The organism is Asticcacaulis sp. SL142 (assembly GCF_026625745.1).
Lineage (GTDB): Bacteria > Pseudomonadota > Alphaproteobacteria > Caulobacterales > Caulobacteraceae > Asticcacaulis.
Genome location: NZ_CP113061.1, coordinates 2486022 through 2502639, shown reverse-complemented (window position 1 = coordinate 2502639; position 16618 = coordinate 2486022). Strand labels below are relative to the sequence as shown.

The 16618-nt window shown below is 58.7% G+C and carries 18 protein-coding genes; 1 reads left to right on the top strand and 17 read right to left on the bottom strand.

What is annotated here, in order from left to right; translation table 11 throughout:
• Nucleotides 1-33: 33 nt before the first annotated feature.
• The 16 genes from OVA03_RS11350 to maiA all read right to left on the bottom strand — a co-directional run bounded on the left by OVA03_RS11350 (nucleotide 34) and on the right by maiA (nucleotide 15582).
• The gene (locus tag OVA03_RS11350) at nucleotides 34-444 is read right to left on the bottom strand and encodes an MAPEG family protein (protein ID WP_267524641.1); all 411 of its coding nucleotides are present in this window, start codon (nucleotides 442-444) and stop codon (nucleotides 34-36) included.
• 324 nt (nucleotides 445-768) lie between these two features.
• Nucleotides 769-2256: a helicase HerA-like domain-containing protein gene (locus tag OVA03_RS11345; RefSeq protein WP_267524640.1), complete on the bottom strand. Its 1488-nt coding sequence runs from the start codon at nucleotides 2254-2256 to the stop codon at nucleotides 769-771.
• Nucleotides 2257-2596: 340 nt separating this feature from the next.
• On the bottom strand, nucleotides 2597-3520 hold the full coding sequence (locus OVA03_RS11340) for an intradiol ring-cleavage dioxygenase (protein WP_267524639.1): 924 nt from the start codon (nucleotides 3518-3520) through the stop codon (nucleotides 2597-2599).
• A 90-nt stretch (nucleotides 3521-3610) separates the two neighbouring features.
• On the bottom strand, nucleotides 3611-4582 hold the full coding sequence (gene virB11, locus OVA03_RS11335; protein ID WP_267524637.1) for a P-type DNA transfer ATPase VirB11: 972 nt from the start codon (nucleotides 4580-4582) through the stop codon (nucleotides 3611-3613).
• Between the two features lie 72 nt (nucleotides 4583-4654).
• Nucleotides 4655-5758: a TrbI/VirB10 family protein gene (locus tag OVA03_RS11330; protein WP_267524635.1), complete on the bottom strand. Its 1104-nt coding sequence runs from the start codon at nucleotides 5756-5758 to the stop codon at nucleotides 4655-4657.
• A gap of 1 nt (nucleotide 5759) precedes the next feature.
• Nucleotides 5760-6605, bottom strand: coding sequence for a TrbG/VirB9 family P-type conjugative transfer protein (locus tag OVA03_RS11325; protein ID WP_267524633.1), 846 nt, complete (start codon nucleotides 6603-6605; stop codon nucleotides 5760-5762).
• Nucleotides 6602-7819 carry a type IV secretion system protein gene (locus tag OVA03_RS11320; RefSeq protein WP_267524632.1) on the bottom strand — a complete coding sequence of 406 codons (1218 nt, stop codon included), beginning with the start codon at nucleotides 7817-7819 and terminating at the stop codon, nucleotides 6602-6604. The genes OVA03_RS11325 and OVA03_RS11320 overlap by 4 nt, the downstream gene beginning before the upstream one ends.
• Entirely contained in the window at nucleotides 7816-10251 is a 2436-nt protein-coding gene (locus tag OVA03_RS11315; RefSeq protein WP_267524631.1) for a VirB4 family type IV secretion/conjugal transfer ATPase, read from the bottom strand. Before OVA03_RS11315 ends, OVA03_RS11320 begins: the two co-directional genes overlap by 4 nt.
• A 15-nt stretch (nucleotides 10252-10266) precedes the next feature.
• Nucleotides 10267-10551, bottom strand: coding sequence for a type IV secretion system protein VirB3 (locus tag OVA03_RS11310; RefSeq protein ID WP_267524629.1), 285 nt, complete (start codon nucleotides 10549-10551; stop codon nucleotides 10267-10269).
• 9 nt (nucleotides 10552-10560) lie between these two features.
• Nucleotides 10561-10875 (bottom strand): TrbC/VirB2 family protein, encoded by a 315-nt coding sequence (locus OVA03_RS11305; RefSeq protein WP_189484908.1) that lies wholly within the window; start codon nucleotides 10873-10875, stop codon nucleotides 10561-10563.
• 22 nt (nucleotides 10876-10897) lie between these two features.
• Entirely contained in the window at nucleotides 10898-11476 is a 579-nt protein-coding gene (locus OVA03_RS11300) for a lytic transglycosylase domain-containing protein (RefSeq protein ID WP_267524627.1), read from the bottom strand.
• 100 nt (nucleotides 11477-11576) lie between these two features.
• Complete coding sequence (locus OVA03_RS11295; RefSeq protein ID WP_267524625.1) at nucleotides 11577-12809, bottom strand: multidrug effflux MFS transporter; 1233 nt, start codon at nucleotides 12807-12809, stop codon at nucleotides 11577-11579.
• 49 nt (nucleotides 12810-12858) lie between these two features.
• Nucleotides 12859-13947, bottom strand: coding sequence for a DNA polymerase IV (gene dinB / locus OVA03_RS11290; RefSeq protein WP_267524623.1), 1089 nt, complete (start codon nucleotides 13945-13947; stop codon nucleotides 12859-12861).
• 127 nt (nucleotides 13948-14074) lie between these two features.
• Nucleotides 14075-14509, bottom strand: a complete 435-nt coding sequence (locus OVA03_RS11285) for a RidA family protein (RefSeq protein WP_267524621.1) — start codon at nucleotides 14507-14509, stop codon at nucleotides 14075-14077.
• Nucleotides 14510-14572: 63 nt separating this feature from the next.
• Nucleotides 14573-14941 carry a Rieske (2Fe-2S) protein gene (locus OVA03_RS11280; protein ID WP_267524619.1) on the bottom strand — a complete coding sequence of 123 codons (369 nt, stop codon included), beginning with the start codon at nucleotides 14939-14941 and terminating at the stop codon, nucleotides 14573-14575.
• Nucleotides 14938-15582 (bottom strand): maleylacetoacetate isomerase, encoded by a 645-nt coding sequence (gene maiA / locus OVA03_RS11275; protein WP_267524617.1) that lies wholly within the window; start codon nucleotides 15580-15582, stop codon nucleotides 14938-14940. The genes OVA03_RS11280 and maiA overlap by 4 nt, the downstream gene beginning before the upstream one ends.
• 121 nt (nucleotides 15583-15703) lie before the next feature.
• On the opposite strand from maiA, the gene OVA03_RS11270 reads away from it, so the two are divergent.
• On the top strand, nucleotides 15704-16048 hold the full coding sequence (locus OVA03_RS11270) for a 4a-hydroxytetrahydrobiopterin dehydratase (RefSeq protein WP_267524615.1): 345 nt from the start codon (nucleotides 15704-15706) through the stop codon (nucleotides 16046-16048).
• A gap of 22 nt (nucleotides 16049-16070) precedes the next feature.
• Here OVA03_RS11270 and OVA03_RS11265 read toward each other — a convergent pair whose 3' ends face one another.
• Nucleotides 16071-16559: a GtrA family protein gene (locus OVA03_RS11265; protein WP_267524613.1), complete on the bottom strand. Its 489-nt coding sequence runs from the start codon at nucleotides 16557-16559 to the stop codon at nucleotides 16071-16073.
• Between the last annotated feature and the right edge of the window lie 59 nt (nucleotides 16560-16618).

Sequence of the window (16618 nt, the reverse complement as noted above, 5' to 3'; positions counted from 1 at the left end):
CTGGCCCGTGTGTCGTAAGCCATCGGGCCAGGCCTATACGTTCAAGGCGACCCTGATCGTCCGGATCAGCATATAGCCCAATATGCCGGTGGCGCACAAAAACACACAAAAGCGCAAAATGACGATGTTGTGCAGTGCTTGTATCAGCGAATGGACGATCCGGAGGCCCACATAGATCCACGCCAGCGTGATAAACAGTCGGTCGCCCCAACCGCTCAGATGAATGACGCTGCTTAAGGCATAAAACAGCACGGGCTGCTCCAGCAGGTTGGCGTAATTATCGGCCGGATTGTGGGCATAGGGCGGCAGTTGCGCCAGCATTCGCTTATCGGTCAGACGCTGTGGGTCGACCTTATGGGCAAACAAAGCTGTTATGCGGGCGGCATAAAGCCAAACCAGCATCAGCATCGTCCACGCAATCAGGGCCAGAACCGGGTGCAACATATCCGGTACTATAATCTGAAATTCCTAAGATAACGCCACCGCCCTCAAGAAGCGTAGCGTTAGGGCAACTAAAAGCACAAGGGGGCCGCGCTCAAGCAGCGAAGCGGTAGCGCGCCTAAAAAAATGCCCTCAAGCAGCGCAAGGGGGCAAGCCCCCTTGACCCGTAACGGGGAGCAAATCTCCTCCCTATTGAGCCTTTTGGCGAAGATGGGGAGGGGGACCGCGAAGCGGTGGAGGGGTATAACCCACAGAGTACCCCTCCGTATTTTGTCGCTACGCTCCCAAATCCACCTCCCCATGCCTATGGCATAGGGAGGAGAGTTTTTACCGCCGCTTGGTCGTTTTCTTCATCGAGCCCAGCAAGCCGCGCACCAGTTCGCGCCCAAGCGTGACGCCAATGGTGCGGATGACCGAAACTGCTACTGAGGTCACCGCTTTTTCGGTCGATGAGGCTTTGCGCGCCGGTTCCTTGACCGTGGTTTTGGTGATTTTCGCCTCTTCTTCTTCGACCACCTCGGCCTGTTTGCGTTTGGACAGGATTTCAAAGGCGGATTCACGGTCTTTGGCTTCATCGTAAACGCCACCAACGGGTGATTTGGCGAATACCGCCTGACGTTCCGCGTCGGTGGTTGCCCCCAGACGCGAGGCGGGCGGGCGGATCAGGGCGTGTGCGGTCACCGTCGGGCGGCCCTTTTCATCCAGCAGCGACACCAGCGCCTCACCGACGCCTAGGCCCTGAATGGCCTCGATGGTGTCAAACTCAGGATTGGCGCGGAACGAGTTGGCGGCGGCTTTCAGGCCCTTTTGTTCGGACGGTGTATAGGCGCGCAGGGCATGCTGGATGCGGTTGCCAAGCTGGGCCAGAACCGAGTCCGGCACATCGGCCGGATTTTGGGTGACGAAATAGATGCCGACCCCTTTGGAACGGATCAGACGCACGACCTGCTCGATCTTTTCCAGCAAGGATTTCGGCGCTTCGTTGAACAACAGATGGGCTTCGTCGAAGAAAAACACCATGCGCGGTTTTTCCGGATCGCCGATTTCCGGCAATTCCTCGAACAGTTCAGATAACAGCCATAGCAGAAACGTCGAATAGAGGCGGGGGCTGCCGATGAGTTTGTCCGCACACAGAATATTGATGTAGCCCTTACCCGACAAATCCGTGCGCATCAGGTCTTCGAGGCGCAGCGCCGGTTCGCCAAAGAACCTGGCGCCGCCCTGGGTTTCCAGCGTCAGCAACTGGCGCTGAATGGCACCGATTGAGGTCGTCGATACCTGACCATAGGTCGCCGAAATTTCCTTGGCATTCTCAGCCACATGGTTGAGCAGGGCGCGCAGATCGGCCAGATCCAGCAGCAGCAACCCTTCTTTGTCGGCCACATGGAAAGCGATGTTGAGCACACCTTCCTGCACGTCGTTCAGTTCAAACAGCCGCGATAGCAGCAGCGGCCCCATCTCAGAAATCGTCGCCCGGATCGGGTGGCCTTTTTCGCCAAAGATATCCCAGAAAATGACCGGCGCGGCCTTGGGCGCCAGATCAAGGTTCATGATCCTGGCGCGTTCGAGCAGTTTTTCATTTGGGCTGCCCGCCACCGCCACGCCCGACAGGTCGCCTTTGATATCGGCGGCAAACACCGGCACACCCGCATCGGAAAAGGCCTGCGCCAGGATTTGCAGGGTCACGGTCTTGCCCGTACCCGTGGCACCAGCCACAATACCGTGACGGTTCGCGCGGGTGAACAGCAGGGTCTGCGGGCCGCCAGAGGTCGGCGACTGCGAATATCCGACCAGAACGCCTGTTGTATCCGCCATGATCCTTAACCCTTCACGTTTTTGTGCAATATCGACCCCCAAAACCCTATGGCCTTAAGGGGGTGATATTCAAGATGTTTTTCGCGTAAACGGCGATTTGATCCGCGCGTGACTCACACAACTGTGATGCGAGCGCTTATGGTGCAATTCGCCTTTTGTGATAGTCTTTTATCATAAGCTTTTCATTGAGAAACGCTTTGATGGATTGTCCCAACGACTTCCCCCCTTAAGCTAGGACAGTCCCTATTTGAAGGCCCCTTTCCCCCATAGAGGCGCTTTCAAACAAGCCGTCAGCCCTGAATAAGGGCTGGCGGCTTTTCATTTGGACGCAAAGCGGCCGCTAAATAGTCACCCCATAGGTCACCGTGCCGGTATAGCCGTTTGTGGTGTCGCCGCTTAAGGCAATCGTCTGGGCGGCAAGCTGGGCCGCACTGTTGTCAGAGAAGACATTGTCGCTGGCAAAGGTAATGCGGCTCAGGTTGCTGACGCTGGCGCTATAGCCGCTGACATTGGCGTAGACGTATGCGCAGACATCGCGTGGCAGGGCAAACTGCGATGTCTTTAGCTTATTGGCGTAGGAGGTCGCCGCCGCCAGCGACGGATAAACCTCAACATGTAGGTGCGGCATCCGTCCGTCATAGCAGCCCGGGAATATGGTGGTAAAGGTCACCTGACCATTGGCGTCGGTCACCTGCACGCCGCGCAGATAGTTTTCGCCGGTCAGGGTATAGAGCGAATAAAGCCCGTCGCGGGTGCAATGCCACAGATAGATGACATATCCGGCCAGAGGCGCACAGCTATTACCCGAATTGACCAGAGTGATCGTAAGCGTCATCGGCAGGCCGGGAGCTGTACCGGACGCCGAACCGACCGAGGTGCGGATATCTGAGCGATTGATGCCGGATAAGGCCAGTACATTGATCACTGAGCCTGATGCCGTGTTGGAGCCATCACCGGGATAGGGACCGGCGGTTTCTTCGGCATAGGTGGTGCAGGTGCCGCTGGCGGTTGAGGATGACGAGGCCGAACTGGAAGTCGAACTGCTGGATGATGAACTTGACGAAGACGAGGCGCTGCTGCTGACCGTGGCGGTGGTTGTCCCGCCCCCTCCGCCGCCGCCACAGGCCGAGGCGAAGGTGGCCGTAAACAGCCCGCCGCCGATAATGGACAGGGAGCGCCTGCGCGAGGCGACGGATTTAATCAGATCCTGAAGGCTGCCTTCGTCCTTATGGAAAGGCTCATTGGGGGCGTGGGGGTGGGTCAAAGCTTTAAGTCCTTATTTTATGTGGGGACTTAAGGCTTACAAAGCCAATGCGGCAAATTCAGTAGCGCGGTTATGTCGGCTCTGTAACGATCAAACCGGACAGTAGATATCGCTGATGCCGCGTTCGCCGCCGGATTTCGACAGTTGCACCACCACATCAATCAGGCTGGACGCATAGGCCAGCGTCTCCTGGCGCGACAGGCTCATCCCGCCCTGCATGACCATCAGCGCCAGTTGTTCCAGCGCCCCTTGCGGTGAGTTGGCGTGGACAGTTGTGAACGATCCCGGATGGCCGGTATTGATGGCGCGTAAGAACGTGACCGCCTCAGCCCCCCGAATTTCGCCGACGATGATCCGGTCAGGCCGTAGCCGCAATGACGCTTGCAGCAGGTCATTGACCGTGACCTTGGCTTCGCCCAGTTCGCCCTTAACGGCCACAAGGCCGAGCGCGTTGGGTTGGTGAACGATGATTTCGGGCGTGTCTTCGACTAGAATAATGCGCTCAGACTCCGGCACGGTTTGCAGCATCGCGTTTAGAAACGTCGTCTTACCGGATGAGGTGCCGCCGGAAATCAGCACGGTCTTGCGCGCGAGCACGGCTTTTTTCAGGAAGCCGACCGGATCGCGGCGGGCGGCCACCTGATCCTGCTCACGAGTGGTATAGGTCGCGGCCTTGATCGGCCCGCGGTCATAGGCTTCAAGCGGGCGATTGACCATGACGTGGCGGCGGATCGCCAGAGCCCAGTTTTTACGCGTGGCGGGTGGGCCGATGACTTGCACCCGCTCACCGGTCGGCAGGGTCGCCCCCAGCAACGGGTTTTCGCGGTTAATGCCCTGATGGCTGATGCGGGCGATCTGGGCCGCCAGCCGACTGACCAGATGGTCATTGATGTCGGGCGCATCGAAACGCTGCATGTTCGGCTGACCGGAAATTTCCACCCACACTTCGCCGGGACGATTGACCATGACTTCGGTCACATCGGCGCGGTCCAGCCACTGACGAAAGGGCGCCAGATAGGTGCGGAGATAAACGCCTTCGGGGTGGAGCGGTTCAACGGCCATTAAAGCTGGCTTTCAATGGTAGCGGACGAATTCGTCCTGATAGGTTTCGGGTCAAGGGGGCTTGCCCCCTTGCTACTGGGTAAAATCGAGATCGCGGGAAGCAAACACCTGAATCGGTGTCCCTTGCGCGACCTTGATGGTGGGGGAGATCTTGGAGTCGGATTCGAGGGCTGCGGTCGCGGCATTGTTGGCGCCGCTGGCCGTGCCGATGACTACGGTGTTGGAGTTGTTGTCGTTGAGGGACGACGACAGGCCGCCGATGATCGACAACAACATGGCCGAGCCAAACCGCTTAAAGAAATGGCTGTCAACATCACCGGTGAGGCCCGCCTGACCCAAAGGATCGGTGGACGGATCAGCCAGTTGAATGGCCGTGCCATCAGGGCGGATCAGGCGCGTCCAGGTCACAAACAGGCGCTTTTGACCGCTCGACAGACCCGAACGATAGGCCCCGATCAGGCGCGAACCGCGCGGAATGATGACGCGACTGCCGTCAAAGCTTTTGATATCGCGCGACACCAGCGCCCGCGTATAGCCGGGCAGGTCGGAATTGAGCGCGGTTTCAAGCACCGCCGGGATCATGGTGCCCTGGGGGACCACAAAGCCCGGATTGTTGATCCGTGAGGCGCGGGCCTGAAAGGTGGCATCGACGCCGGTCAGGTCACCGACGCTGGGGCCACGGGCGGCCAGAACTGGCGATACCGGTGCTGAGCCGGGGGCGGCGGGCGCATTGGCACCGGGTTCAGGCGCGCTGACGTCATAGACCAGCGTATTGGCGCGGGGATTATTGTCAGGGCTCGCGGGCGGCGGTGCCCCATTTACCGGAACTGGCGGCTGCGGCTGCTCAATCGGGGGCACCGGCATGATCGGCCCCTCAGTCAGAGGTGTGGCCGGTTGATCCATAACCACCGATCCCGGCGGGGTCTGTGGCTCGGTTTGTGGCGGTGTTTGCGCGGCCGTTGGGTTTTGGCGATTATTGCTGAGTGTCACCAAGGTGACGGCCCCCAGAAACACCGCCCCCAATATGCCACCGGCCATGACCAGCGCGTCCTTGGCGTTTGATTTTTGCGCCACATCGGGCAGGGCGCGCGTCGAGGCGGCCTTAAGCTCAGACGAATCCATCTGGGTGCGCGGGTCTTTTTGCGGCTGAGGGGATGAGGACAGGTTATATTTCATTTTACTGGCCCTCCGACGGGGCGGCGGCATCGGTGTTGCAGCCGAACAGGCAGAATTTCTTCTTTTCCGGCTCCGGGCGCGGCTGAGGCGAATTGGCATCTAGCTGCGGCGGCGTGAAGCCTTCGTTATAAAGCACGGTACGGCCCTCACCTTTGCGCAGGGCGAAGGCCGGGGCGATTTGTTCGATCACGATATAGCCTTCGACATGGGCGAAATTGACCATGCTCTCGCTACCGTCATAGCCCAGCGCATAGATGGCCGGGATAACCAGACCCTGCGACCAGCGCATATAGGTTGAGGTGCCATCATCGAACACGCGCAACGGCACCAGATCAGCCTGACCCGAAAACGTATAGTCGGTATTGCGTTTTTCCGGCAGGCGGGATGCGGGCTCAACCTTTATCTGACCATCGGCGGTGGTCGTCATGGCAGTGGGTTCGGGATCGTACTGGAACCGCAGATCATAGGTGACCTCGCCGCGTTTACAGGCCGTCGTGTCGCGCGCGTTAAGCTCAAAGCTGTAGTTTCGCTTATCGGTCACCACCGTCATATTGGTATGGGCCGATCTGACGAAGGGCTTGATGAACATGATATTGCCGCGCTTATTGGGCGTGGCCTGCCACTGGGCGGCGTCACCGATGGCGATGTTCTCAACCTTTTCGTTGTCGGCAAACGACAGCATGGTTTGAAAGCCAAGGCAGGTATCAAGCTGAACGACCGCGCCGTCATCAAATTTGATGGTGCGAATACGGTCATCCGATCCGACCGCACTGACCTGAGCCAGGGCGGGCGCGCCAAAACTGAGCGCGGATGCGGTTAACAGGCAGATAAGCGGTAAGTGTCTCATGAACCCGGTGTCTTTGATAAGGGGGCGGTGGCCGGGGAGGGCGCATTTGCGCGGAACCTCTGGCCAAGGCCCTGAACAGTGTTGGCGCGGCGGGTGCCGGATGATGATGAGGCAGATGAGCCTGCGGCTGATTGCACGGTGCTCAAAGAGGTGCTGACGCTTTGCAGGCGGCTGGAATTAGAAACGGAGGTGGCGGTGTTTGAACCGGCGGTTCCCATCCGGTTGATCAAGCCTTGGGTTTGCAAAGCGGCAGATTGTCCGGCAGCCAGGGTCTGGGCAACCTGAATATTTTCAGGGGTTTGTGGCTCAGAGCGGCCTTTGAGCGGGTGCCAGCCTTTGAGCATATTAAACGCCGTCCACATCAAAAGCAGCAACAGCGTGGCATAGATGATCGAGCCCATGAACAGAATGACGATCGGTTGAATGTCATTGAGCGCTTTTAAGGGGTCGTTCGATATGGCCAGAATGACCGGACTGAGCAGGGTCAGGCAGGCTGAACCGCCTAAGACCACCAGCATCGGCACGAAGGCAAACCCGACGGCGGTGCGTAGCCAGCCCTCAAACAGGCCGCGCGTGGATGAAAACAGCGCAAAGATCACGAAGATCGGCCCGGTCGCCAGCAGCAGGGTCAGGATCAGGCGCGACAGGATGAGCGTGCCGACCGTTGATAGCAGCAGGATAAGCCCTGACCCCCACAGCAGGTCAGACGCGGTCGTCTTACCGTTGCGCATCAAAGATGTGGTGGTCTGCGCCGTCTGGGCGGTGGAGTTTTCTAGCGCGGTCGCGGCATCGGCGAAATGGATAAACAGCACATCCAGACGCCGTGAAAAGGCGATGGTCGCCCCGCCGGGGGAGCCGGTCAAGGCGGCGGCGATCTCATCCGGCCCACGCGTCAGCAGGTTATAGACAACCGTCTGATAGGCGGGCCAGGCGGTGACAAACGTCAGCACAAGACCGATCGCCAGCACACGCGGGCTCATGGTCGTTAAGGTCATGCGCGTCCGGCCGGTGATCAGGCCATAAGCCAGAAAGGCGATATAGAGCGTCAGAAGTGCGGTCAGCACCGAGCCCAGCATCCCGCCCGACCCGAACAGGCGGGCAAAGCTCGATTCCACGACCTGACTGATCTGGCAGTCGACGCTGATCAGGGCACCGGAAATACCCGTTGAACCTTCGAGTGGCATGGATGGGCAGGCGGATATCACCGGGGTCATGAGGCCCCCGCTTTCAGACGCGGCTCGTCTATCGCAGCGGGTTTGCCCGGATAGGGTGTCCCGACCAGAGGCTGCCACCAGTGGGCCGGATTGTCGCCCAACTCAGCGCGCAGTTCGTCCAGACGGCGCACGGTCGATTCGCGGCCCGACAGCACGGTCAAGAGGTCAGGCATGGCCGACAGATCAAGGCGGGCCACGACCGAATGATTGCCGTGCTTGACCAGAAATGCCCGCGCATGGGACGGCAGGGCGCGGATAAGGCCGACTTCGTGTTCGGACAAACCAAAGCCTTCGCCGTAATCGTCCATCTGGGCGCGCGGATTGGCCATGAAAATCTGGGTGGCGGATTGTTCGATAATCGCCGAGGAAATGCGGCTGTCGAGCGCATCTGATGCGCTTTGCGTGCCAAAGCCCAGAATGGCGTTGCGCTTTCTGAGGGTTTTCATCCAGTCGCGGATGCGGGCGGCAAAGATTTCGTCATCCAGCGCCTTCCAGCCCTCATCGATCAGGATCATGGCCGGATTGCCATCCAGCCGTTCTTCAACCCGGTGGAACAGATACATCATGATCGGGGTGCGCAGCGCCGGCTGATCCAGAAACTGGGTCATGTCAAAGCCGAGCACGCGGGCTTCGAGGTCGAGGTGATCGACTTCGTTGTCAAACAGCCACGCCCACTCACCGCTGCCGACCCACGGGGCCAGACGGGTGGCCAGATCGCCTTGCGACGGACGGCGTGACCCGCCGAGCAGTTCCTGGAAATAGCGCAGGCGACGATAGCGTGGTTCCTGCTCGAACTGGCTGTCGACGGCGGCGGCAATGACGGCGTCTTCGTCGGGAGCCAGCGGCGTGCCATCTCCGGTGATCAGACGGCTGATGAAATCGCGCAGAAACGCCCGGTTGGTCGCGGTATCGGGCAGTTGCAGCGGGTTAAAGCCGGTTGGCTCCCCGGCCCGCAGAGCGGCATAGTGACCGCCAATGGCGCGGATAAAGATTTCCGCCCCGCGGTCTTTGTCGAAGACGATGGTGCGCGGATTTATCTTCTGGGCCTGAGCGGCGAGGAAGTTCAGTACGACCGTCTTACCCGAACCGGACGGGCCGATAATGGTGAAATTGCCAAGGTCAGCCGCGTGGAAATTAAAGAAATAGGGCGTGGCCGAGGTCGTCTCCAGCACCGTAATGGCGTCGCCCCAGTGATTGCCGGCGGCCTTACCGAGCGCAAAACCGTGCAGGCTGGCCATGCCGGCAAAGGCCGAGTTGGAGATCAAAGCGCGGCGGGCGATATAGTTTTCATTGCCCGGAAACTGTGCCCAAAACGCCGGCTCCAGATTGATATCTTCGCGCACGGATATTGAGCCGATATCGGCCAGCGCCGAGGAACATTGCGCGGCGGCCTGATCGAGTTGCTCTAAGGTTGGCGTGCGCACCATGACCGACAGGTGATGCTCACCCAGCGTCGTCTGGCCGGATGCCAGCTCATCCTTGGCGTTCATCAGCCCGGCCCGCAGGGTCACGCCATCATCGTCGGCGGCGCGCAGACGGCGCAGGGCCAGACCCACCCGCTCAAGGCCAATTTGGCGATCCACAAACTGAAAGCTTTGCGACAGGGTCATTTCATAGGGCAGGTGCAGCAAGGCATCCAGCATCCCTGGCACCGCATGAGGTGGGTATTCCTTGACCGACAGCATGGCCCCGAAGCTTTTGGTATCACCGGCCGATTTCAGCTCCAGCGCATCGACGCCGACGCTTAGGCGCTGATAGGGGATGTAATGCCCAAGGTCGTCCTTGGCGGTCAGGGTCGGGCGCATAACCGGGCGCATTTCGCCGTGAAAAATGGCCGACAGCAGCTCCAGCGGCTCATTGCAGCGGCCATCCTTGGTGTCATAGCCGCCGAGCAAACGCGGGCCATAGCGCCCAAGGGCGGCCATTAGGGCTTCGCGCGCGGCATCGAGATCGCGCATATCGCGGTGGATTTCGGCTTCGCGGTCGGTGGCGCCACCGCCGAACATCTTGGCCAGACCTTCGGCCAGACCCGCCTTGCCCTTGGCCGGACGGCGTACGATGGTGATGAACAGGTCGTTGACGAACAACTGGCGCGAGCTTAAGCGCGCCTGCCAGCGGTCATTGATATGCTCGGCCACGGCATTATCGAACTGGCCGGAGGTTTCGACACTGACCTTACGGCGCAGGATATGGTGGTGCAGCACCAGCCGCGAATGACCGATCGCCTTAAGCGCACTTTCACGCAGGGCATGGAGCGTATTGAGGTCGGTGGTGTCGGCGGTTTCAAACCCGAACCCGTCGATATAGAGCGCTTGCATCAGCGAGCCATCGCGCAGCACGACGGTGGAATCGTTGAACAGGTGCGAATAGGGCAAGCGGTCGCCTATTCTCTGTTCCTTTGGCCCCAGACCTAAAAATCCGTTTACGGACATACACTAAAACCTAATTCAGGGCTTATAAGAATTACACCGCCAGAAGCGATAGTTTTTGATGCGCGGGCATTTCGAGACCTTAGTCAGCCACAGGTCGAAAATGCGCGGTTCACGCAGGCAGGCCAGATATCCGATCACATGGACCAAAAGCGCTATACCAAACGCCCAGAACGAGCGTGTGATCAGAAAAAACTCGGTCGTGACCACGCCATTGATGATGAAATAGCTGTAGGTCACGCCGCCAAACATCTGCGGCTGGGTCAGGGCGCGAAAGATGGGCGCTTTGACAAGATCGGTCATGGCCTGATCCTAACCGGCGGCGGACTGGATGCCGGCCACAATGGTCGCTGCCCCAAACAGAATGAACAACCCTAAGATCACGGTTGCCCCAAAGCGCCAGTTCATTCGTCCGGTGAGCATCATGAAGCCGACGGCGGCGACGGCAATCACGCCGACGGCCGTGGCGACATTGCCCAGCAAAGTGCCCTGTATCCAGTTAACGGCGCCCAGGATCGGGCTAGAGCCTTGTGGGTTCGACTGGGCGGTTTGAGCGGCTGCGGTTGTGGCGCTGATCGCATAGGCCAGAAGGGCAGCTACGGGGGCTAAAAACGAAGGGCGTTTCATGGCATATCTCTTAAGGAAAGGATCAGGAACAGGCCGTTTGCGTCACGGGTGTTTGGGTGTCATTTGGCATGGCTTTCGCCAGACTGTCGAGATTTTTGTCAATATAGCTGCGCGTCTCACGGTAAGGCGGAACACCTCCGTAGCGATTAACCGCCCCGGCCCCGGCATTATAGGCGGCCAGTGCCAGATCAAGCTGGCCATCAAACCGGTCAAGCTGCTGGCGAAGATAGGCGGCGCCGCCATAGATGTTTTGTTCCGGATCATGGGGATTGACCCCCAATTCGCGCGCGGTGGCCGGCATAAGCTGCATCAGCCCGATGGCACCACGCGGTGAGACGGCGGTTTGATTAAAGCTGGATTCCTGACGGATAATGGCGGCGATCAGGTCGGGACTTAGGTCAAAGTCGGCGGCGGCGCGGTTGATGGCGGCTTGATAGGGGTAGTTTGCCAGTGGCGATAAAGGCTTAACCGGCGGCAGAGACGCGCACACCGCTTGCAGGTCGCCCGCGCCATTGACCTCATACACCTGAGCGTGGGCAGTTACGACCAGCGCCGGGGCGCTGAGCATGATCATGACTGCATAGGTCGCTCTGATCGTCATAAATCCCCGTAGGCGTGGCTGAAGTCCTTCAAAAAAGCGCTTTATACGGACTATATGACGATTTGATGAATTACCGCCATTGCGTGTGACACAACCGTGTTTAGCTGGCGGTCGCGCGACCATACAGATGGCCCTTTTCGGCAAGGAAAACCAAACCAAAGGCGACCGCACCGCACAGGGCGGCCCCGAGCGGCAGTAGCGCGACATCACCGGTCCAGTGCTGACCGATAAAGCTGCCGATTATCGCACCCCCGACCATCGAGGTCACCCCTTGCAAGGACGCGGCGGTGCCCGCGACATGGCCGACCTTTTCCATCGAAATGGCTGCGAAATTAGAGGTCGACAGGCTCATGCAGGCCATGGTCAGGGTCTGGAAAATGATAAAGCTGATCAGGCTTTCATGGCCGGTTACCGCCCATAGCCAGTGCGCCAGAGCGGTGACGTTAAAGACACTGAGGGCTATGTGTGAAATCCGGCGTGACCCCAGCCGCTCAACAATACGGGCATTGAGTACCGAGCCCACCGCCATGCCGATGGCGCAGACGGCAAAAATCGGGGCCAGCAGTTGCGGGGCTTTAAAACTTTCGTTGAATATCTGCGGCATCAGCGAAATATAGGCGACGATGGTGGCCGTCATGAAGGTAATGGCCAGACTGTAGCATAAGGACGTGCGTTCGGTAATGATGAACGCGCTGACGCGCTTCAGGTGCGCCGGATTGGGGGGATTGCGGCGCTCCACAGGCAGGGTTTCCGGCAGCCGACGCCAGATCCACAGGGCCACAATGATACCGGCACCAGCCAGAATAAGGAAAATCGCCCGCCACGACGGCAGAACAAACAGAATGACCTGGCCCAGGCTGGGGGCCAGTACTGGCACCAGCAGGAACACCACATAGATCATCGACATGACCTTCGCCATGGTCGATCCGGCGTAGCGATCGCGCACGATTGAGCGCGGCACGACACTGGCGGACGCGGCTGCAATGCCTTGCAGAAAGCGCAGCAATATCAGCGCCCATAACTCTGTCGCGGCAGCGGCGGCCACAGACATGATAATATAGGCAAGGATCCCGAACAGCAGCACGCGTTTTCGCCCCAGCCAGTCCGACAGGGTTCCGAACAAAAGCTGACCCGCGCCCGCACCGGAGAAAAAGGCCACGACCACCCACTGCAGATGGTTCTGGCTTTCGGCCTTAAGATCAATGCCCATGAGGGGCAGGGCCGGCAGCATGGTATCAACCCCAAGTGCGGTCAGGGCCATGCAGGCGGCCATCATGGCCACAAATTCGCTGAATGACGGTTCAGGCTTTGCCGGGGTAAGGGGAGGGGTCATGACACGCACACACATACAAAAATGAGTGCGGTCTTTAACAGTTTACGGCCTAAAGCGCTAACGACATTTGCGCTGGTGCGGGGGCGTCATCGTTTTGGCTGTCGTCATCCAGAGACGACAGGGTCACCCCCAAAAGGCGTATACCTTTCATTATCGGAAACACGCCTGTCAGCAGGTCATGGCAGGTGGCGGCCACATCGGTGCGGCTATCAATGAGGGTGGTGCCGGTGCGTGAGCGGGTTATCTGCTGAAAATCGGCAAACTTGACCTTGAGCGTGACCGTACGGGCGCGGGTGTCGTGGTTTTCGACGTAGCGCCAGACCTTATCGATAATGGGGGTCAAGCGCATCTGTGCGTCCTCAAAGCTGTGGATATCCTCAAAAAAGGTATTCTCGGCCCCGATCGATTTACGCACCCGGTCGGGCTTGACGCGGCGATGATCGATCGCACGCGCCAGACCATAATAGTACGGGCCGGAAACCCCGAAATGATGCTGCAAAAACGGCAGGGTCTGGGCCTTGAGGTCAAGGCCGGTATAGATGCCGAGCCGGTTCATTTTGGCCTCGGTTGCAGGGCCTATACCGTGGAATTTGCCGACTTTGAGCGCTTCGACAAAGGCTGGGCCAGTCTTTGGGGTAATCACAAACTGGCCATTGGGCTTGTTCTGGTCGGACGCCATCTTGGCCAGAAATTTGTTGTAGGATATTCCGGCTGAGGCAGTAAGGCCGGTGATGGCCAGAATTTCGGCCCGGATATTTTGGGCAATTTCCGTGGCCGTGGGCATGGCTTTCAGATTTTCGGTTACATCCAGATAGGCTTCATCCAGCGATAGAGGCTCAATCAGCGGCGTGTAGGCGGCGAAAATCTCACGGATCTGGTTGGAAACGGCGCGGTACACCTCAAAACGCGGGGGCACGAAAATCAGTTCCGGGCATTTGCGCCGCGCCGTCACCGAGGGCATGGCAGAGCGCACCCCCCATTTGCGCGCTTCATAAGACGCCGCGGCCACCACACCCCGTTCGCGCACCCCGCCCACGGCCACCGACTTGCCGCGCAGGTCAGGGTTATCGCGCTGTTCGACCGACGCATAAAAAGCGTCCATATCGACGTGAATGATTTTTCTTAAGGCAGCGTCCATCTTCCTGTTCCATTATTTGTCGCTCTTTCTGATCCATCAAATGGCATCATTTGATGGGAAAACGCTTTAGAACAAATATAGAACATAACAGAAAATTCGGGCTTTGCAAGCCGGTCGGCGGTTCGGACTATTCCTCAGCCGAGGTCGGGATATAGGCCTGCACCTCAAGCTCGACCATCGCGTCGAACGCAAGACCCGCCACGCCAAACGCCGTGCGTACCGGCAGACGCGAGGGGTGGAAATAGGTGCGGTAGATTTTGTTGAACTCGCCCCACTTGGTCATATCGGTCATCATCACCGTGACCTTGAAGACATGTTCAAGGCCCAGACCGTACTTACCGAGGATTTCAGCCAGATTCGACAGGGTCTGCCGGGTCTGCGGCTCAAAGCCTTCGACCAGTGTGCCCTCAGAGTCGAGGCCGATCATGGCAGAGATATAGAGCACGTTGCCGACCTGCACGGCCTCAGAGAAAGGCGAACGCGGATGCGGGTGCAGGAAGAACTGAACCTCATCGGAGGGGGTCAGGCGGGTGCCGGGTTGGTGGGCGCCGGGCTTAAGCATGAGGGTATCTCCCGAAACAGGTATGACGTCTTTGTCCTTAAGGGCAAATTATGCGGGGACTTGTCAAGCCGTATATAGCTCACCGTCACGCACAATTAGGGGCCAGGGTGTAAGCTTTGCGCCCGCGCACGGCCCGCCGATGCAGGCGCCGTCATGGATTTTGAACAGGGCGCCGTGCCAGGAACACATGATTAGGTCGCCGCCGGACGTCAGGTAGTGATCCGGCGCCTGCGCCAGTGGCAGGCCGGCGTGAGGACAGGTATCAACATAGCCAAAAGCCGCCTCGCCCTGACGCACAATAAAGCCGTGGAAATAGGCGTCCCCGATTGTCAGCACATAGTTACGCGCAGTGCCGTCAGGGATTTGCGCAAGCGGACCGAGCGCAATGCCGGCGGGCGTCGAGGTTAAGCGTTCAGTCAGGTTTGTACTCATGCCGGATCGGCATCCGGTTGCACGGACGGGTGGGCCAGTCTTAACGCTTCATATTCGGATGCCCTTGCCTCGACGGCCAGAAGATGTGGATAGGAGCTCAGATCGGTCCCGAACCGGCGGGCGGAATAGAGCTGCGGGATCAGGTAACAATCGGCAAAGGTCGCGGTCGGACCAAAGCAAAAGCCGCGTCCATGCCGTGCCACCATTTTTTCCAGCGCGTCAAAGCCGGCGGTGATCCAGTGGCGCGCCCAGTCATCAATATGATCCTGATCGTGACCCAGTTTTTTGAGCCGCTTCAGCACCCGCAGATTATTGAGGGGGTGGATATCGCAGCCGATTAGGGCCGACATAGCGCGGACTATCGCCCGTTCATCTGTGCTTGCGGGCAAGAGTGGCGGGTTCGGATAAGTCTCCTCCAGCCACTCAAGGATAGCCGGGCTTTGGGTCAGCGTCAGGTCACCATATTCCACGGCGGGCACTAAGCCTTGCGGCGCAATGGCGGTGTAATCGGCGGCCGATTGTTCACCTGCACGCAGGTCATGGGACACCTGATGGTACGCAAGGCCCTTGAGGTTGAGCGCGATACGCACGCGGTACGCGGCACCGGAACGCCAATAGCCATGCAGGGTAAGTGTCGTCATCGAGATACCCTCATCACCCTCATTTAAGAAGCGGCGTGTTGAATCGGAATAGATTACAATTTTTGACGGTTTTGCCAAAAACATGTTAAGCTAAAACCACATGTAACTTAAGAGAGGCCAAATGAGTACTGCCTTAGTTACCCGGCTGTCCGTTGACGCCCTAAACAGCCTGAGAAAAACGCTCCCCGACTGGGACTTAGTTGGGGATGATGCCGCCTTGGAGCGCCACCTGCAATTTAAGGATTTTCGCGCCGCCTGGGCCTTTATGACCGAGGTCGCCCACTATGCCGAAGCGGTCGATCATCACCCGGACTGGCGCAATGTTTATAACCGTGTGGCCATACACCTGACGACCCATGATGCCAAAGGGTTGACTGAAAAAGACCTTAAGCTGGCGCGTTTCATTAATGATGCGGCGGCAGAACATCAGGGCGATACCATACATGCGCCGGTTCCTCACCGTTGAATAGATGGGCGCAAATGAAATGTCAGGCGTCGCTGCCGGTCTTGTGCGGATGACGAAAAAAGACCAGCAGGCGCGACCCGAAAAAATTCCAGAACACGACAATGGCGGTCGCCATTAATTGCGCCACCAGATAATGCAGGCCCATATTGTGGAACAGGCCAAACAGAAGGCCGTTCAAACAAAAGCCGATCCCCGTCACGCCTAAAAAGCGCACAAAGCGGAAATTGGCGGCATTTCCGGCCCCGGCCCCGGCGCGGAAGGTAAAGCGGCTGTTTAAGATATAGCTGACCGTCACCCCGCCGCAGAAGCCGATAGCATTCCCGATCTGCGGTTTCAGGTGCGCATATTCCACCAGCAAAAACAGGATCAGCGAATGGGTTAAGGTCGCCGTGGCCCCCACCATCAGAAAGCGGGCGAACTGACCGACCATTGGCCGGGCCAACAGCTTCATAATGCGGTGCAGCATGGGCTGTGTCACCGGATCGGGCGTGAACTTAAGGCCGGGTATCAAGAGGTCACCGTGAGCAAACGAAAAAAGCTTAAACGGCACTGAGCCTGTCAATAGCGTGA